The sequence below is a fragment of the Marinomonas polaris DSM 16579 genome, from assembly GCF_900129155.1.
In the GTDB taxonomy this organism is placed as follows: domain Bacteria; phylum Pseudomonadota; class Gammaproteobacteria; order Pseudomonadales; family Marinomonadaceae; genus Marinomonas; species Marinomonas polaris.
Map to the genome: position 1 here is coordinate 74,989 of NZ_FQVF01000019.1, position 14,766 is coordinate 89,754.

Below are 14,766 nucleotides of genomic sequence, written 5' to 3' on the forward strand. Positions count from 1 at the left end.
TAAACTAACTGAGCAGGATAATAAAACACCATATCCCTTAGGAGGTATGTGATTTGCATAAGATATTGCCATGTCGCAATCCGTACCGTCACAATTTATGGGCTATGATAAAGTTTAGCCTAAGAATACGGGGCTTATGATTGCAATAAGAGACTCATTCGGTATAGTCAGCCGAAATAATGATCAACCCGACCCATTATGAATTTTATGTTTACTATAGAAATCCCAAAAGGACACTAAATGTTAAAGCAAACCCTGTTTCCAATCTGGAGTCTGCTCATAGGTATTGCCGTTCTCACCATGGCAAGCGCCTTGCAAAGCTCATTGATCGGTATTCGAGCCTCTATCGAGGGGTTCAATACGACGGCGACAGGTTTGATTATGTCCGCCTACTATCTTGGCTTTATTCTTGGTTCCCTTTTGGTACCAAACTGGGTTAAGAACGTGGGTCACATTCGAGTTTTTGCAGCTGTGGCATCTTTGGCTTCTATTACCATTTTGATGCAATCCGTTGTGGTTAACCCATGGTTCTGGATGTTAATGCGGATGGGCACGGGCTTATGTTACGCAGGTCTATTTATTGTGACAGAAAGCTGGTTAAACGACATCGCGACCAACAAAACTCGCGGCCGTTTATTTTCGATTTATATTATCGAAATCTGGGCAAGCCAAACCATCAGTCAGCTCTTATTGAATCTATCATCTCCTAGCGGTTATGGTTTGTTCATCTTAACTTCGGTATTAATTTCCTTAGCCGTAGTACCACTATTGTTGGTTCGTACACCATCACCTACCATCAACGTACCAGAAAAACTCAACATTCTTGGTTTGATTAAAACCGCACCTCTTGGTGTTACGGGTGTCACCATAGCTGGGGCAACCTCGGGGGCGTTATTGGGGCTAGGCGCGCTCTATGCCAAAACCATCGGATTAAATATTGCTGAAATTTCGATTTTCATCGGTGCAAGTTATGTTGGCGGGATGCTGCTGCAATGGCCAATAGGTAAACTTTCTGATCGCCAAGACCGTCGTGTAACCATACTTTGGGTCGGTGTTGTCGGCGCATTAGCGGCCTTTATTGTACCGCTAGGTGGCGGCATAAATAGCCAAATACTAATGATGATTGGTATGTTTGCGGTGGGGGCGTTTACCTTCCCTATGTATTCACTTGCCTCTTCTCATATGAATGACCAATTACGCCCCGAGCAAATCCTCTCTGCTAGTAGTGGCATGATATTGCTGAACGGTATTGGCGGGATGTTAGGGCCTCTAATAGCTGCGGCATTAATGGATACGCTGCAAATAAACGCCTTATTCTGGTTTGTCGCTAGTCTTAATATGACGGTTGCACTAGTTGCGCTGTATCGTATCAACCGCAAGCCAGCTATGATCATCGAAGAGCAAGGGGATCAAATCCCTGTTGCCCTTACAGTATCTTCTGTCGCAACCGCAGAAATGCTTGTCGAGGCTGACTCTTCTAACACAACGGTAGAAGAGAAAAGCCACGAGGTGGAAATCAAGCTTTAACCAGCTAAGCTCTCAAAATAACTAACGCTCAAAATAACTAATACTCAAAAACAACCACACAATGCTTGCTCTATTAAGACAAGGGTTGTGTGGCGATTTTAAGTGCAATACTCCAAATCAAAATCGCGTTAATGCGATTAAACCAACGCCAGAAAGACGCTTTTTCTAACCACTTAGCACAAAGCTTTCCGACTAAAGCCAAAGACAAAAACCACAGCACCGACGCACACACACCACCAAAAACAAACTCCCATTTTGCTCCTTGCCATTGGTTTGCTAAGCTTCCCATTAAGATCATAGTATCCAAGTAGAAATGTGGATTAAGCCAAGTCACCGCAAAGCCCATCATCACCAGCGGCCATAAAGCGAGACGCTTACTGTATTGCTGTAAAATTAAATGCTCTTCTTGGAAAGACGCTCGCCACTTACCTAAGGCAAACCACACCAAAAAAATCACCCCCGCCCAACGGGATGCCGATAATAACCAATCATGACTTTGCAAGATTAACCCTAAGCCAAACGCACCAAGCGCAATAGAAATGGCATCGCTCAAAATAAACAACAAGGCAATCGGAAACGCATAATGTCGCTTCAAGGCTTGCTCTAATAAAAAGCTGTTCTGTGCGCCAACCGCGACAATCAAACCGCCGCCCGTAATAGCTCCACTCACAAATGCCAGCACAATCTTCTCCAATTTATCTATTGCCTAAAAAATTTCGTCTAAAAAGTACCTTTTAAAACGTGTCTTCTAAAAAGTGGCTTGATCTTACGCAAAGCAGGCACTAAATTAAAATTAATTAAACTAAAGTTATATTAGATAAAATTATGATGGATTATAAAGCGCTATCCTCTCTCCATGCTGTTTTGAAATTCCAAAGTTTTGACAAAGCGGCAGAATATCTGCATCTAACGCAATCCGCAGTGTCACAAAATATCAAACGTTTGGAGCAAGAATGCGGTCGCCCTTTGCTTATTCGCGCAAGACCAGTGGTTGCTACACCGCTTGGTGAACAACTTCTGGCGCATTTCAACAAGGTCACCATGCTCGAAGAAGGCTTACAAGAAACCATTCAAGGCAATCAGACGACTCAACCAATCAGCATTGCGGTGAACAACGATACGCTCGCTACTTGGTTTACCGAGGTGGTCAGCCAGTTTTCTGCAACAGATTCCACCAAGCTACATATTAAAGCCGCCGACCAAGCTAAAACTCGCGCCTTATTACAGACAGGTGAAGTGGTCGCTTGTATTAGTCAAATTGGTACCCCAGTGTCTGGTGGGGATTCAATATTTCTTGGCAATATGTATTACGAACTGGTTGCAACACCAAGCTTTATTAAAGAGCATTTAAAAGGTGACCTTAGCGCTGAAGCTGTTCTAAAATCCCCATCTTTGATTTATGACGAACATGATGAACTATGGGCGCGTTATCAGAATGAATGCTTAGAGGTGAAAACCGATATTAGCCACAGCCATTGGTATCCATCCTCCCATGGCTTTGTTGAGTTAGTAATGGGTGGCACAGTCTGTGCTTTAGTACCTAGTATTCAAATTAAACAGAAAATAAAAAGCAAGAAACTGGTATCCTTGCTGCCAAACAAGCGGCTGGCCTTGCCTCTTTATTGGCATTGGTACAAACTTAATTCACCTGTACTGGATCGGTTAACTAAGGTGATAAAAAGTGTCACACGAGATGCACTATAATGAGTGCGTCGCCGAAACAGGCTGGCTATGTCGTATTTCTTAGACAGCCACTTAACAAAGCACAAAGCCATTTTTAAGGAAAAATTATGATTCGCAAATGTCTATTCCCTGTTGCTGGTTATGGCACACGTTTTTTGCCTGCCACTAAGTCCATGCCAAAAGAAATGCTTCCGATTGTAAACAAGCCTTTGGTTCAATATGGCGTAGAAGAAGCGGTCAAAGCGGGTTTGGACAATGTTACTTTTGTAACGGGTCGTGGTAAACGTGCTATTGCTGACCATTTCGATATCAGCTACGAGCTTGAGCATCAAATTGCCGGCACCAACAAAGAAAAATACCTAGATGAGATTCGTTACTTAATCGACAACGTTAACTTCTCTTTTACTCGTCAAAACAACATGTTAGGTCTAGGCCATGCCATTTTGACTGGCGAGCCACTTATTGGTGATGAAGCTTTTGGTGTGGTACTAGCAGACGACCTTTGCTTTGGCGAAGACGATGGCGTAATGGCACAAATGGTTAAACTGTATAACCAGTTCCGTTGCACCATTGTTGCTATTGAAGAAGTACCAGAAGACGAAGTACATAAGTACGGTGTGATCCAAGGTGAATCCATGATGGAAGGCCTGTACCGTGTTACCGACATGGTGGAAAAACCTTCCAAAGAAGAAGCGCCATCGAATCTTGCTATCATCGGTCGTTACATTTTAACACCCGATATTTTTGACAAGATCCGCAATACACCAGCTGGCCGTAACGGTGAAGTTCAAATCACCGACGCTATCTTGCAACAAGCAAAAGAAGGCTGTGTATTGGCTTATAAATTCAAAGGCAAACGTTTTGACTGTGGTAGCGTTGACGGCTTCGTTGAAGCAACCAACTTCTGCTACAAGAACATTTATAAAGATGCGACCGAAGCGTAATTTTCTGTACCACAGAAAATTGCACTAACATAGAGCAAAAAAACCAGTACTTCAAAAGTACTGGTTTTTTTATGTCTGATTAAGCAAATCAGCAATGAATAAAATCTAAGAGGCGGATCTCTTTTTCACCCAGACCACAATGCCTTTTTGTAGCAAGATAAAGAACAGTAACAAACCGCCAACCGCGAGTTTTGTCCACCAACTGTTTAGCGAGCCATCAAACGTGATTAAGGTTTGGATAATGCCTTGGATCATTCCACCCAAGAAAGTACCAAACACATAACCCACGCCGCCTGTTAACAAAGTCCCGCCGATAACTACCGCAGCAATAGCATCTAACTCCACCCCAACTGCTGCAAGTGGATACGCAGAACCTGTATAGATCGCAAAGATCACTCCTGACATGGCGCTGTAAAAGCCGCTCAACGCATATATTTTAATGATGGTCTTTTTAACGGGTACGCCCAACAAGGCGGCAGAATGACTGTCTCCACCCAAGGCATATACGCTCATGCCAAAACGCGTTCGACGGGCTATTAAAATCCCCAACGCAAGCAATACCAACATAGCCATGGCAATAAAGGTCAAACCACCACGTCCTGGCAAAGGAACATAAATATCGTATAGCCCAGCAATAAAAGGATGATCAATCGGTACCGCGTCTAGGTTGATTAAATACGCCAAGCCTCGAAACAAAAACATCCCCGCTAAGGTAACGATAAATGCCTGAATCTCGAAAAATGCAATAATTACTCCCATTGCGGCACCAAAGGCAACACCAACAACCAAGGCAATACCAATAGCAAACAAAGGATGCATACCCGTATTGGAAATCAGATACGCCATTAGCACGCCGATAAAGGCGATCATTGACCCAACCGATAAATCGATACCACCAGACAAGATAACAAATGTCATACCAATAGCAGTAATAATCAAAAACGCGTTATCAGTTAATAAATTTGAAAACACCAAGGTGTCACGAAAGCCTTGGTATTGGTACATGCCAAAACCGTACAGCATGATGAAAACCAGTAAGGTTGCCAATATCGGCAAATTACGTTCGTTAATCATGGTTTTGCACTCCTCTTATCAGTACTAGCTTCACCAGCACTGCTTTTGCCTGCATTCTTATTCTTCGAGAAGAAGCCTGACAACCATTGACGTGTTTTAGGCGATTGAATCAACAATACCGCAAGGATGATGGTCGCTTTCACCACCAAATTGTATTGAGCTGGCAAACCACTAGTGAGAATCGCGGTGGTTAGGGTTTGAATAATCAGCACACCAACAATCGTCAGTAACAAATAAATACGCCCGCCCGCTAAAGATGCACCTGCTAAAACCACTGCTAAGATAGCATCCAGTTCTAACCATAATCCGGCGTTATTAGCATCGGCGCCACGAATGTCCGCCGCGAGAATAATACCGCTCATCGCCGCACAAAAACCCGAAAAAACATAGGCAGACAACACCAGTAAGCGCGCTTCGATACCAACCAAACGACTGGCTCGCACGTTGGCGCCAACCGCTTCAATAAACAACCCCAGCGCGGTTTTTCGCATAACTAGAACAGTCAGTACAATCATACCTATCGCAATCCATACACGAATAGGGAATGCTAAGAAATAGCCATTACCAATGGCATCCAAAACATCAGAATGAAAAGTGACGATTTGTCCTTCGGTAATCATCTGTGCGATACCGCGACCTGCCACCATCAAAATTAACGTAGCGACTATTGGCTGGATGTTAAACACCGACACTAAGATGCCATTCCACAAGCCACAGACTACGCCAGTGCCGAGTGCACATAAAACAACCAACCACACAGGAAAGTCAGTATTCACCGTCAATACGGCCGTCACCGCACCAGAAATAGCAATCACCGCGCCTACCGATAAATCAATACCGCGAGTACCGATTACCACCGCCATGCCCAATGCCACCAAAGCAGTTGGCGTTGCGCGATGCAGAATATCCAACAGGCTACCAAACAGATGTCCGTCAACGATTTTAATACTCAAAAAACCAGGCGTTATCGATGCGGTGACCAAAATGATCAGCACCAGCGACAACAAGGGCGCGAGTGTTTTTTGATGTTTATGCAGAAAATTATTCTTTTTCATAGAAACGGCTACTTTGAATATTTGCTTATAAAAGAGATTAATCGAGAGACTTTCTATCGCGCTTTAACTCGCAATCGTGCGTAATATCGCTTGCTCTGAAACCTCATCACCATGAAGCTCCGAGACTTTATGATGGTCTTTCATCACTACCACCCGATGAGCAAACATAACCAACTCTTCCAGCTCAGAAGATGCGACTAATAGACCCATGCCTTGTTCACAAAGCTCTTTAATGATCTGGATAATTTCATGGTGAGCACCGATATCAATGCCACGTGTTGGCTCGTCTAATATCAGTAAGGCAGGATGCGTAATCAACCAACGGGCAAGAATCACTTTTTGCTGATTGCCCCCACTTAACTCGCCAATGGGTTTGTCCATATCAGGCGTTTTTATCGCCAAACGATGAATCATTTCTTCTACTAAGTTTTGCTGCTCTGCCATGGAAATCGGCGACCACCAACCTTTGCTCGCTTGCAGCGCAAGGATCATGTTCTCTCTGACGCTCAATTCCGCCACTATGCCGTCTTGTTTACGGTCTTCTGGGCAATACCCCATGCCAACTTGGATGGCACGACGCAAAGACGATTTAGTCAGTGAATGCTTACCAAGCGTGACTTCGCCTTGATCCGGCTTCACCGAGCCATAAGCCAATTCACAAAGCTCAGTACGACCAGAGCCCAACAAGCCCGCCACACCGACAATTTCCCCCGCTGCGATGCTCAAATCTAACGGCTGCAGATAGCGTTGCTTGCCGACATTATTTAACTGTAGAAGCTCAGTACGCTCTCGTTTAATGGAATGGTCATGAGCGGTTGGGGCAAGATCCTCTAAGGATTTACCTACCATGTGACTGACCAAATCGGAACGAGTCAGCTCGGCGGTTTTAAAAGTACCAATGCACTCGCCATTACGTAACACCGTGATGCTATCGGTAATACTGTAAACCTGATCTAGAAAGTGCGTTACAAAGATGATGCCTAACCCTTCGGATTTCAAACGTTCCATCAAATCGAATAACTGCTTGATTTCATCACTGTCTAAACTGGCAGTCGGCTCATCTAATATCAGCATTTTGGCCTGCGTACTTAAGGCACGGGCAATCGCCACTAATTGCTGAATCGCAATCGAATAAGTGTCTAACTGGCGCAATGGATCTATCTCTAAACCGACTTGCGCTAGTAACTCTCTGGCGCGGATTTCAGCTTTCTTCCAGCTAATCAGACCAAAGGTTTTTTCTTGATGCTGTAATGTCAGGTTTTCCATGACGGACATGGTAGGAATAAGGTTAACTTCTTGATAAACCGTACTGATGCCTAAACGCTGAGCGTGGCCACTATCTGACGCATTGATCAAGCTACCATCTAATAGAATCTCACCACCGTCTCGCGGATACACACCGGTCAGTACTTTAATTAGGGTGGATTTACCGGCACCATTTTCGCCCAGCAAAGCGCGAATCTCGCCCTGTTGAATCTGTAAAGACACATCATTAAGAGCTTGAACGCCGGTAAAAGATTTAGAGAGATTTTTGATTTCTAATAAAGGACGAACAGCGCTTTGCACCTCTTCAACTATCAAGGTGTCTTTGACTTGCACGTTTTCTTTGACTAAATGCGACATGAACTGCAGTCTCCATTTTGACGAACATAAATAAGCAAAAACAAAACGTACCTAGACATCAAAAACGCCTAGGTACGTCGCTAAATTATTTACGCTTCGCGTATTCCGCAGCCGCTGTATCAGGAAGGTACAATGGACCATTTGCTTTGATCCACTTGTCGACTTTAGTACCTTTTTTAGACGCTAGAATCGCATCAAATGCTGGGCCACCAAGATGAGGATTCAACTCGATAGTCGCGTTCGCTTCGCCATCAGCCATAGCTTTAAAGATATCTGGAACCGCATCGATAGAAACCACTAAAATGTCTTTGGTTGGTTTCACGCCAGCTTCTTTCATTGCTAGAATCGCGCCCAATGCCATGTCATCATTGTGAGCAAACAGTGCGCAAATATTCTTCGCACCACCTTCCGCTTTCAAGAAACTTTCCATAACTTCTTTACCGCCAGCACGAGTAAACGAACCAGACTGAGAACGGATAATGGTCATATTTGGAAAGTTACTGATGATAGAGTCAAAGCCCGTCTTACGATCAATCGCAGCAGATGAACCAACCGAACCTTGCAACTCAACAATGTTACAACGACCATTAGTTTTTGCTGCCAACCAAGATGCAGCTAATGAACCTTCTTCTTTAAAGTCAGAAGCCACTTTAGTTAAGTACAAACTTGGATCTGCCGCTACACCACGGTCAATCAACACAACAGGGATTTTAGCGCGTTGCGCTTCTTTCAATACTTGATCCCAGCCAGTTTCCACCACAGGAGCTAGCAAAATACCGTCAACACCTTGCGCGATAAATGAACGCACAGCTTTAATTTGGTTTTCTTGCTTTTGTTGTGCATCAGAGAATTTTAGATCGTAGCCACGGCGTTCGGCCTCAGCTTTAATAGATTCGGTTTCAGACGTTCGCCAGCCACTTTCAGAGCCGATTTGCGAGAAACCTATCGTAAGATCTGCTGCCATAGCCGAAGCAGACAACACAGGAAGTAATACAGAAAAAGTTGTCAACACAGCCTTGCGTTTGAATGCACCCAGCCATGGCAACGAAGAACGAACGGAGAGAGATTGCATACTAGATTCCTTTTTGTTTTTGTTGTGATCTATTCTGAGCGCTACACGCCTGTCATTAAAGACAAGCCAACACCCTGAGATTCACAATATATCCCTAACACTTACCTTTCAAATGCAAGTTACAGCGAACTTCATATCAATATTGATATGAAAGAACACCGTAACATGACTTTTTTATCCACAAATTGACACCTTTCAGCCATTAAAAATGGCATTTACATCAAATACAACTGGCTCAACCAAATACTCACCGGCAAAGTAACGACAGACAACAAAGTCTGCATCGTAATATAAGCCGACATCCTATCCGCATCACCTCCTAACTGACGCGCCAACGCATAAGCCGATGTTGCGGTCGGTACCACGCCAAATAGCACCGCGACCAAGGCAGGCAAACCCCGAACATCCAGCCACCAACACATTAAGCCAATCACCAAAGGAAACACCACAAAACGTGCGAGCGAAGACATAACAAAGGTCATGCCTACTGAACGAATCGTTTCAAAGCGCACACTAGCGCCAACCGCCAACAACACCAATGGCAAGGCAGCTTGAGACAACATACCCAGCACATCAGAGACCAAAATAATCGGCGTCAGTCCTAGCAAATTCAAACTACTGCCAAGCAAGATCGACACAATCAAAGGATTGCGAAGCAAAGCTCCACTTAGCAAACGTGGTAAGGATGTTGAAGACGAACTATCCGTCGAAGACGGCCCATGCATCAAAGTCATGGACACCACTAAAAAAACATTAATAGAAGGAATCAACACCGATGCGCCCAACGCCGCCAATACCAAACCATCATTACCATACAAACTGCCCGCCAACGCCAACATAACAAAGGTGTTAAAACGCACACCCGCTTGCAACATAGACGACGCCGTCGGCGCAACCACCTTCATCAGCCAAGTACTGACAAATACAAAAACAGCAGTCACGAACAAAGCAAACAACAAAATAAAGGCATACTTTGGCAACATGGGATTGCTGAAATCGATCTGCGAAGTTTTGCTAAACAACAAAGCAGGAAACAGCACCCAATAGGACAACTTATCAACGCCAGACCAAAAGCCTTCCATCGGAAAACGCCAACGCTGACAAACAGCGCCAGCCATTAAAAGCAAAAATACCGGCAGTACAGAAAGAGAAAGTGAGAACACAAATACCCCTAAAAAAATAGCCCAAATGCCCCCTGCCCGAAAGCACGAGGTAATCACCTGTAGGTCGGCCTTTAGGCCGTCAAAAGCCCGATAACACCAAACCAAAAACCTTGACGCGCTAAAGCACGACCTACAAGATCGACGGAATTCGTTTAACGAAAGCCTCCTTCGCGAGAATGACAAAGCTGCCAATCCTGAATTGCCAATTGCTCCACAAACCACGACAAACCTTTGCCCGGATCATCTTTACGCCATGCCAAATACGCCATCTGATTCGGCCTTGGCAACTCACACTGACGCAACACCAAACGCCCAGAACTTAACTCATTAGCAATACGATGTTTAGGCAAATACCCTACGCCTAACCCCAAACATTGCGCTTGAATTTTACTACGCATGGTATCGACCCTAAGCACTTGCCGACTCTCAAAAATCCCACTGCTACGCGCTGGCAAAATTTTTGAACTATCAGCCACAACAATAGAAGGATATTGACGCAATTGCGCGGCGGTAATCATCCCGTCGGTCAACGCCAACGGATGCGTCGGTGATACGGCGAACACAAACTCTATCTCACCAATGGCTCGGATATGGACATTCCCCTTAGGAAGCTCACCCGTCGCGCCAATAACCAAATCCGCCCTATCGTCTTGCAATGCATCCCAACCTCCGCCGACAGCTTCTTCAGATAAGCTCAATTCTACTGGTCGATTCTGCGATAAAAAATCTCCAACCACCGACATCAAAGGCGACTCTAACAGCACAGTATCTCGGGCGATTCTTAGCTTTGGCTCCCAGCCTGACTCGAACTGCTTGATCGAATCTTCTAGTCGCATAGCTGCTTCTAAAATGGCTCGACCTTGCTCCAGCACCAAATGCCCTGCAGGTGTTAACACGGCTTTTTGTCGTGAGCGATCAAACAAAGCCACACCCAAATCGTCTTCCAGCTTCTTAACCGTATAGGTCAATGCTGATGGTACTTTGAACAAAGCATCCGCTGCGGCCGCAAAACTGCCCAACTGATGAATCGCCTCCAACACCCGTAATGCTTCCAATGTGACCGCGTATGCCATAGCTCAACCTTTATTCAAATTTTTTGAAATACTAGCTCAAAACCTTCCGGTTTTCTTTCTTTTTACCAACGCCTACACTCACTTCATACACCGCAAGCCACTCTGTCTTCCGGTAACTAATAGGAGAAATACCATGATCACTATTCGCAACGCACAAGACCGTGGACACGCAAACTTTGGTTGGTTAGACAGCAATCATACGTTTTCTTTTGGCAGCTACTACGATCCGCAGCAAATGGGTTTTTCGAGCCTTCGCGTCATCAATGATGACACAGTCACGCCGGGTGCTGGTTTTGAAACTCATGGCCACAAAGACATGGAAATTATCAGCTTGGTACTAGAGGGTAAAATCGCTCATAAAGACAGCGCTGGCAACATAAAAGAATTGCCAGCAGGCGAATACCAACTAATGTCGGCAGGCAAAGGCATTTACCACAGTGAATTCAATGCCTCTAAAACAGACATGCTGAAATTCCTACAAATTTGGATTCAACCAAATAAACTAGGTGGAGAACCGGGCTACCAACAGAAAGAATTTAGCCAAGCACAAGGCTTCACCACGGTCATCACACCGGACGGCGCGAATGGCACATTGCAAGTTAAGCAAGACATGCAGCTTATCCAGTTGATCCTAGAAGATGAACAACAAGCAACATGGCAAGCCGACAGCAATCGCCATTACTACGTGCACGTGATCGAAGGCGAACTATCGCTAAGTGACGGTATCACAGTACACCCAGGCGACGGCGCGAAAATTGAAGACGTGTCTGAAATTAACTTTGAAAGACTAAGCGAGCAACGCGTTAAAGCACTACTTTTTGACTTGGTTTGATTGGACTTGAGTGATTGAATTGTATAAACGTTTAAACCCGTATATTTCCACGGGTTTAAACTTCAATAAAAAAGTTGAATCACGCGGCATTTTTAATGTCGCGAGATTCACGATTTTTTTTAAAATTGCTTCCAATAGGCAACTAAATCCAAATGATCCTTATTAAGGACATCTATATTCATCAGCTTGCGCCTCAACTGAACAATCGCATGCGCTTCCGTTGCAGACCATACCCAAGTTTTTTCACATGCCCAACCACTCGGCAAATTATCTAAAGCATCAAGCAATAAACGGCCATATGGATGGTTTTCTTGTTCATTGTTGCGGTGAAGCCAATGTAAGTTAGCGCCAACATGCGCTGGTAAAGAAATCTCGCTACTCACTGAATGCACTTCTATCCAAGCATCAATATTAGCAGACTCTGGCAAAATTTCTAACCAACGAGCTAAAGCAGGAAGACTTGTTTCATCAACAAAAAACACATATTTCAAAGCATCAAGAGGCGGCAACCTAACAGACCTTGGTCCGAATATCCCCAACAAATCACCCACTTTTGCCTGTTTCGCCCAAGGCCCACCAACTCCGACGTCATGCAAAACAAAATCAATATCGACTGTTAGCAAATCTGCATCAAAAGAACGAATAGTATAATCACGAAATGCTGAAAAGCGTCCTTCGGCCGCACCTTGCCAGTCCGCATTTCCATCATCCAATACTTCCGGCATACGAAGTACATCATCAGACGCATTTGGAAAAAAAAGCTTAACATGGGCTTCTGGTGCTAACGGATGAAAACCAAAACCCTGAAAATCCTCTCCTTGCAAAGTTACTCGTCGTAATGTCGATGACAAGTCTTTTAACTTAATAACCCTCGCAACACGCTGCTTTAAGGGTACCTGAATACGCTCATGCTTTAATATTGACACTATGCATCCTCTGTCTATTCTAGGAACTAAACTCGCTTATAAAGTACGAAAAGTACCTATGCCTAAAATGCTAATCAAAAGAAAAGCATCAGAAGGTACAAATCAAACAAATACGAATGATAACCTTTATCAATAAATAAAGGAAATCAGAGCTTAAGTTCCGCAGAGTTCTCATGTCGCACAATTTTTTATATCCATGAAGCCTTGTGGCTTTTCAGCGAAGCACCAAACAAAACCAAACAGTTTTTAGAGGATTGCCAAACACATCTTCTCTTGGTGTATTTTTGATGCAAATATACACCAAGAGAAAACAATCATGGCTCGTCAAAGCATCAGTCCATCTAATAACATAAACCTAAACCGCCTGTTCGGCGGTGAACACGCAGCTTAAGGGTTAAATGCGGTTAAGCCCTTCTCCACCTACTTATTTGCTCAACGCACCGCCCTGATCATCCAGTTCCTTGGGGTTAGGCTTTTCTCACAGAATTTTCCTATCTCGACTTGATAGCCGTTTTCTTCTAGGTACATGGCGCGGTCGAGGACGAGCCAGTATTCCAGTGCAGGGCGAAAAAGTTGGCTGATGGATTCGAGTTTTTGAATTTGTTGATAGCGAGCTTCTCCGACGCTTTCGAAGTTTTCAAAAGGGGTTTTGGCGATTAAGCCCGTTAGACTTTTTTGCTCGGCGGCCCAATGGCAAAAAGCAATGAAGCCTTGGTTAAGTAGTGCTTTTTGAATGGAGGGAACTTGAAGGTAGTCATCTTGCCGACGAGCAATTCTTTGCCATGCATCAAAGCCAAGTCGATAAGTCAGTTCGAGCTTTTTAAGGCGTTGTTCACGTGCACCAGCGGTGGCGACTTCTTTGACGGCAAGTTTAAGGTCGGCTTGGCGCAGAGTCAGTGCCGATTGTTGGGCAGTTTGTGATAATGGCAGATAGTAGTTTGCTTGCGTCAGATGATAACAGCAAGGGGAAATACATAGTATTGCAGTGTTCGAGGCAACAGCCTGTTCGATCAGTTCACGATGTAAATCTCCACAGGCATGGAGCGCAACGGCACAGTGAGCGTTTGCTAACGCGGGTCGCCCTTCGCCTTTTAGCACATCAGCATGAGTGAAGGTTTGCGGTAGTTTTAGTCGCTTGGCTTCTTGTTCACCCACTACGCACAACGTCTTTTGCCATTCGAGGCTGTGGATTGGTTTGTTATCTTGAAAGGCTAATAATTTGCCCAAGTGGCCTTTTCCCGCGCACCATTCCACATAGCTATTGGCTTTTGGTGTGTGTGCTACAAAGGCTTGGATTTGAGACCATTTACGGCCCTTTATTCCTGCTGAGACATAATTTGGCACATTATTAGTAAGTGTTCGCTGCGGTGATTGAGCAAGTAAATCAGGCTTTGAAAAGTTAAGCGAGGATTGTAGGTCTGGGCAGAGTCGAAACACTTCCGCGTAGAAAATCTCGTTTTCTTTTTCTAAACTATCTTGCTCTAAAAGAGCCGATAACTCTGGATAGGTATTTTTCCAAGGGTTATCAAGCCGAGCAAAGGTATCAAATTGCCAGAGTTGAGTATGCGTTTTTAGCCAAGTATCAAGTGATTGAAAACGCTTTTGGAAAGAGGTCATAAACTGGCTCGTCGGGGAGGAAAAACTAGGTGTCTTTTTTTCTTTACAGTATTGAGGAAATTTCCCTCTCGCTTGCATTGTATTTTGTCATAAAAACGGCAAAATGAAGAGGCTATTCACGCAACGATTATATTCACAGCGATTTTCCTGTGACATAAAATAAGGACCCCGTAACTA

The 14,766-nt window shown here is 44.4% G+C and carries 13 protein-coding genes; 4 read left to right on the top strand and 9 right to left on the bottom strand.

Features of this window, described 5'->3' with window-relative positions:
* Nucleotides 1–240 precede the first annotated feature (240 nt).
* The gene (locus tag BUA59_RS18280; RefSeq protein ID WP_072841111.1) at nucleotides 241–1,527 is read left to right on the top strand and encodes an MFS transporter; all 1,287 of its coding nucleotides are present in this window, start codon (nucleotides 241–243) and stop codon (nucleotides 1,525–1,527) included.
* Nucleotides 1,528–1,600: 73 nt separating this feature from the next.
* Here the strand turns inward: BUA59_RS18280 and BUA59_RS18285 are convergent, their stop codons facing one another.
* Nucleotides 1,601–2,209 (bottom strand): LysE/ArgO family amino acid transporter, encoded by a 609-nt coding sequence (locus BUA59_RS18285; RefSeq protein ID WP_084122533.1) that lies wholly within the window; start codon nucleotides 2,207–2,209, stop codon nucleotides 1,601–1,603.
* 143 nt (nucleotides 2,210–2,352) lie between these two features.
* On the opposite strand from BUA59_RS18285, the gene BUA59_RS18290 reads away from it, so the two are divergent.
* Nucleotides 2,353–3,231: an ArgP/LysG family DNA-binding transcriptional regulator gene (locus tag BUA59_RS18290; RefSeq protein WP_072841112.1), complete on the top strand. Its 879-nt coding sequence runs from the start codon at nucleotides 2,353–2,355 to the stop codon at nucleotides 3,229–3,231.
* Between the two features lie 86 nt (nucleotides 3,232–3,317).
* Entirely contained in the window at nucleotides 3,318–4,154 is an 837-nt protein-coding gene (gene galU, locus BUA59_RS18295; RefSeq protein ID WP_072841113.1) for a UTP--glucose-1-phosphate uridylyltransferase GalU, read from the top strand.
* Between the two features lie 105 nt (nucleotides 4,155–4,259).
* Here galU and yjfF read toward each other — a convergent pair whose 3' ends face one another.
* The 6 genes from yjfF to BUA59_RS18325 form a co-directional block, all read right to left on the bottom strand.
* On the bottom strand, nucleotides 4,260–5,228 hold the full coding sequence (gene yjfF / locus BUA59_RS18300; RefSeq protein WP_012071200.1) for a galactofuranose ABC transporter, permease protein YjfF: 969 nt from the start codon (nucleotides 5,226–5,228) through the stop codon (nucleotides 4,260–4,262).
* Nucleotides 5,225–6,283 (bottom strand): ABC transporter permease, encoded by a 1,059-nt coding sequence (locus tag BUA59_RS18305; RefSeq protein ID WP_072841114.1) that lies wholly within the window; start codon nucleotides 6,281–6,283, stop codon nucleotides 5,225–5,227. Before BUA59_RS18305 ends, yjfF begins: the two co-directional genes overlap by 4 nt.
* 63 nt (nucleotides 6,284–6,346) lie before the next feature.
* Nucleotides 6,347–7,906, bottom strand: coding sequence for a sugar ABC transporter ATP-binding protein (locus BUA59_RS18310; RefSeq protein WP_217653752.1), 1,560 nt, complete (start codon nucleotides 7,904–7,906; stop codon nucleotides 6,347–6,349).
* 85 nt (nucleotides 7,907–7,991) lie between these two features.
* Nucleotides 7,992–8,978 (bottom strand): ABC transporter substrate-binding protein, encoded by a 987-nt coding sequence (locus tag BUA59_RS18315; RefSeq protein WP_281251029.1) that lies wholly within the window; start codon nucleotides 8,976–8,978, stop codon nucleotides 7,992–7,994.
* Between the two features lie 215 nt (nucleotides 8,979–9,193).
* Complete coding sequence (locus BUA59_RS18320; RefSeq protein WP_072841115.1) at nucleotides 9,194–10,141, bottom strand: AEC family transporter; 948 nt, start codon at nucleotides 10,139–10,141, stop codon at nucleotides 9,194–9,196.
* A 152-nt stretch (nucleotides 10,142–10,293) separates the two neighbouring features.
* Nucleotides 10,294–11,214 carry a LysR family transcriptional regulator gene (locus tag BUA59_RS18325; protein ID WP_072841116.1) on the bottom strand — a complete coding sequence of 307 codons (921 nt, stop codon included), beginning with the start codon at nucleotides 11,212–11,214 and terminating at the stop codon, nucleotides 10,294–10,296.
* A gap of 133 nt (nucleotides 11,215–11,347) precedes the next feature.
* Between BUA59_RS18325 and BUA59_RS18330 the strand changes: the two genes are divergently transcribed.
* On the top strand, nucleotides 11,348–12,046 hold the full coding sequence (locus BUA59_RS18330; RefSeq protein ID WP_072841117.1) for a pirin family protein: 699 nt from the start codon (nucleotides 11,348–11,350) through the stop codon (nucleotides 12,044–12,046).
* Nucleotides 12,047–12,165: 119 nt separating this feature from the next.
* Here the strand turns inward: BUA59_RS18330 and BUA59_RS18335 are convergent, their stop codons facing one another.
* Together BUA59_RS18335 and BUA59_RS18340 are read right to left on the bottom strand one after the other, a co-directional pair.
* Nucleotides 12,166–12,972 (bottom strand): siderophore-interacting protein, encoded by an 807-nt coding sequence (locus BUA59_RS18335; RefSeq protein ID WP_072841118.1) that lies wholly within the window; start codon nucleotides 12,970–12,972, stop codon nucleotides 12,166–12,168.
* Nucleotides 12,973–13,404: 432 nt separating this feature from the next.
* A complete protein-coding gene (locus BUA59_RS18340; RefSeq protein ID WP_072841119.1) occupies nucleotides 13,405–14,589 on the bottom strand; it encodes a methyltransferase in 1,185 nt (394 codons plus the stop codon).
* Between the last annotated feature and the right edge of the window lie 177 nt (nucleotides 14,590–14,766).

Bases quoted from the DNA above. Each gene is read 5' to 3' on its own strand.
- BUA59_RS18280 (WP_072841111.1), top strand. From the start codon at position 241: ATGTTAAAGCAAACCCTGTTTCCAATCTGGAGTCTGCTCATAGGTATT.
- BUA59_RS18290 (WP_072841112.1), top strand. From the start codon at position 2,353: ATGATGGATTATAAAGCGCTATCCTCTCTCCATGCTGTTTTGAAATTC.
- galU (WP_072841113.1), top strand. From the start codon at position 3,318: ATGATTCGCAAATGTCTATTCCCTGTTGCTGGTTATGGCACACGTTTT.
- yjfF (WP_012071200.1), bottom strand. From the start codon at position 5,228: ATGATTAACGAACGTAATTTGCCGATATTGGCAACCTTACTGGTTTTC.
- BUA59_RS18305 (WP_072841114.1), bottom strand. From the start codon at position 6,283: ATGAAAAAGAATAATTTTCTGCATAAACATCAAAAAACACTCGCGCCC.
- BUA59_RS18310 (WP_217653752.1), bottom strand. From the start codon at position 7,906: ATGTCGCATTTAGTCAAAGAAAACGTGCAAGTCAAAGACACCTTGATA.
- BUA59_RS18315 (WP_281251029.1), bottom strand. From the start codon at position 8,978: ATGCAATCTCTCTCCGTTCGTTCTTCGTTGCCATGGCTGGGTGCATTC.
- BUA59_RS18325 (WP_072841116.1), bottom strand. From the start codon at position 11,214: ATGGCATACGCGGTCACATTGGAAGCATTACGGGTGTTGGAGGCGATT.
- BUA59_RS18330 (WP_072841117.1), top strand. From the start codon at position 11,348: ATGATCACTATTCGCAACGCACAAGACCGTGGACACGCAAACTTTGGT.
- BUA59_RS18340 (WP_072841119.1), bottom strand. From the start codon at position 14,589: ATGACCTCTTTCCAAAAGCGTTTTCAATCACTTGATACTTGGCTAAAA.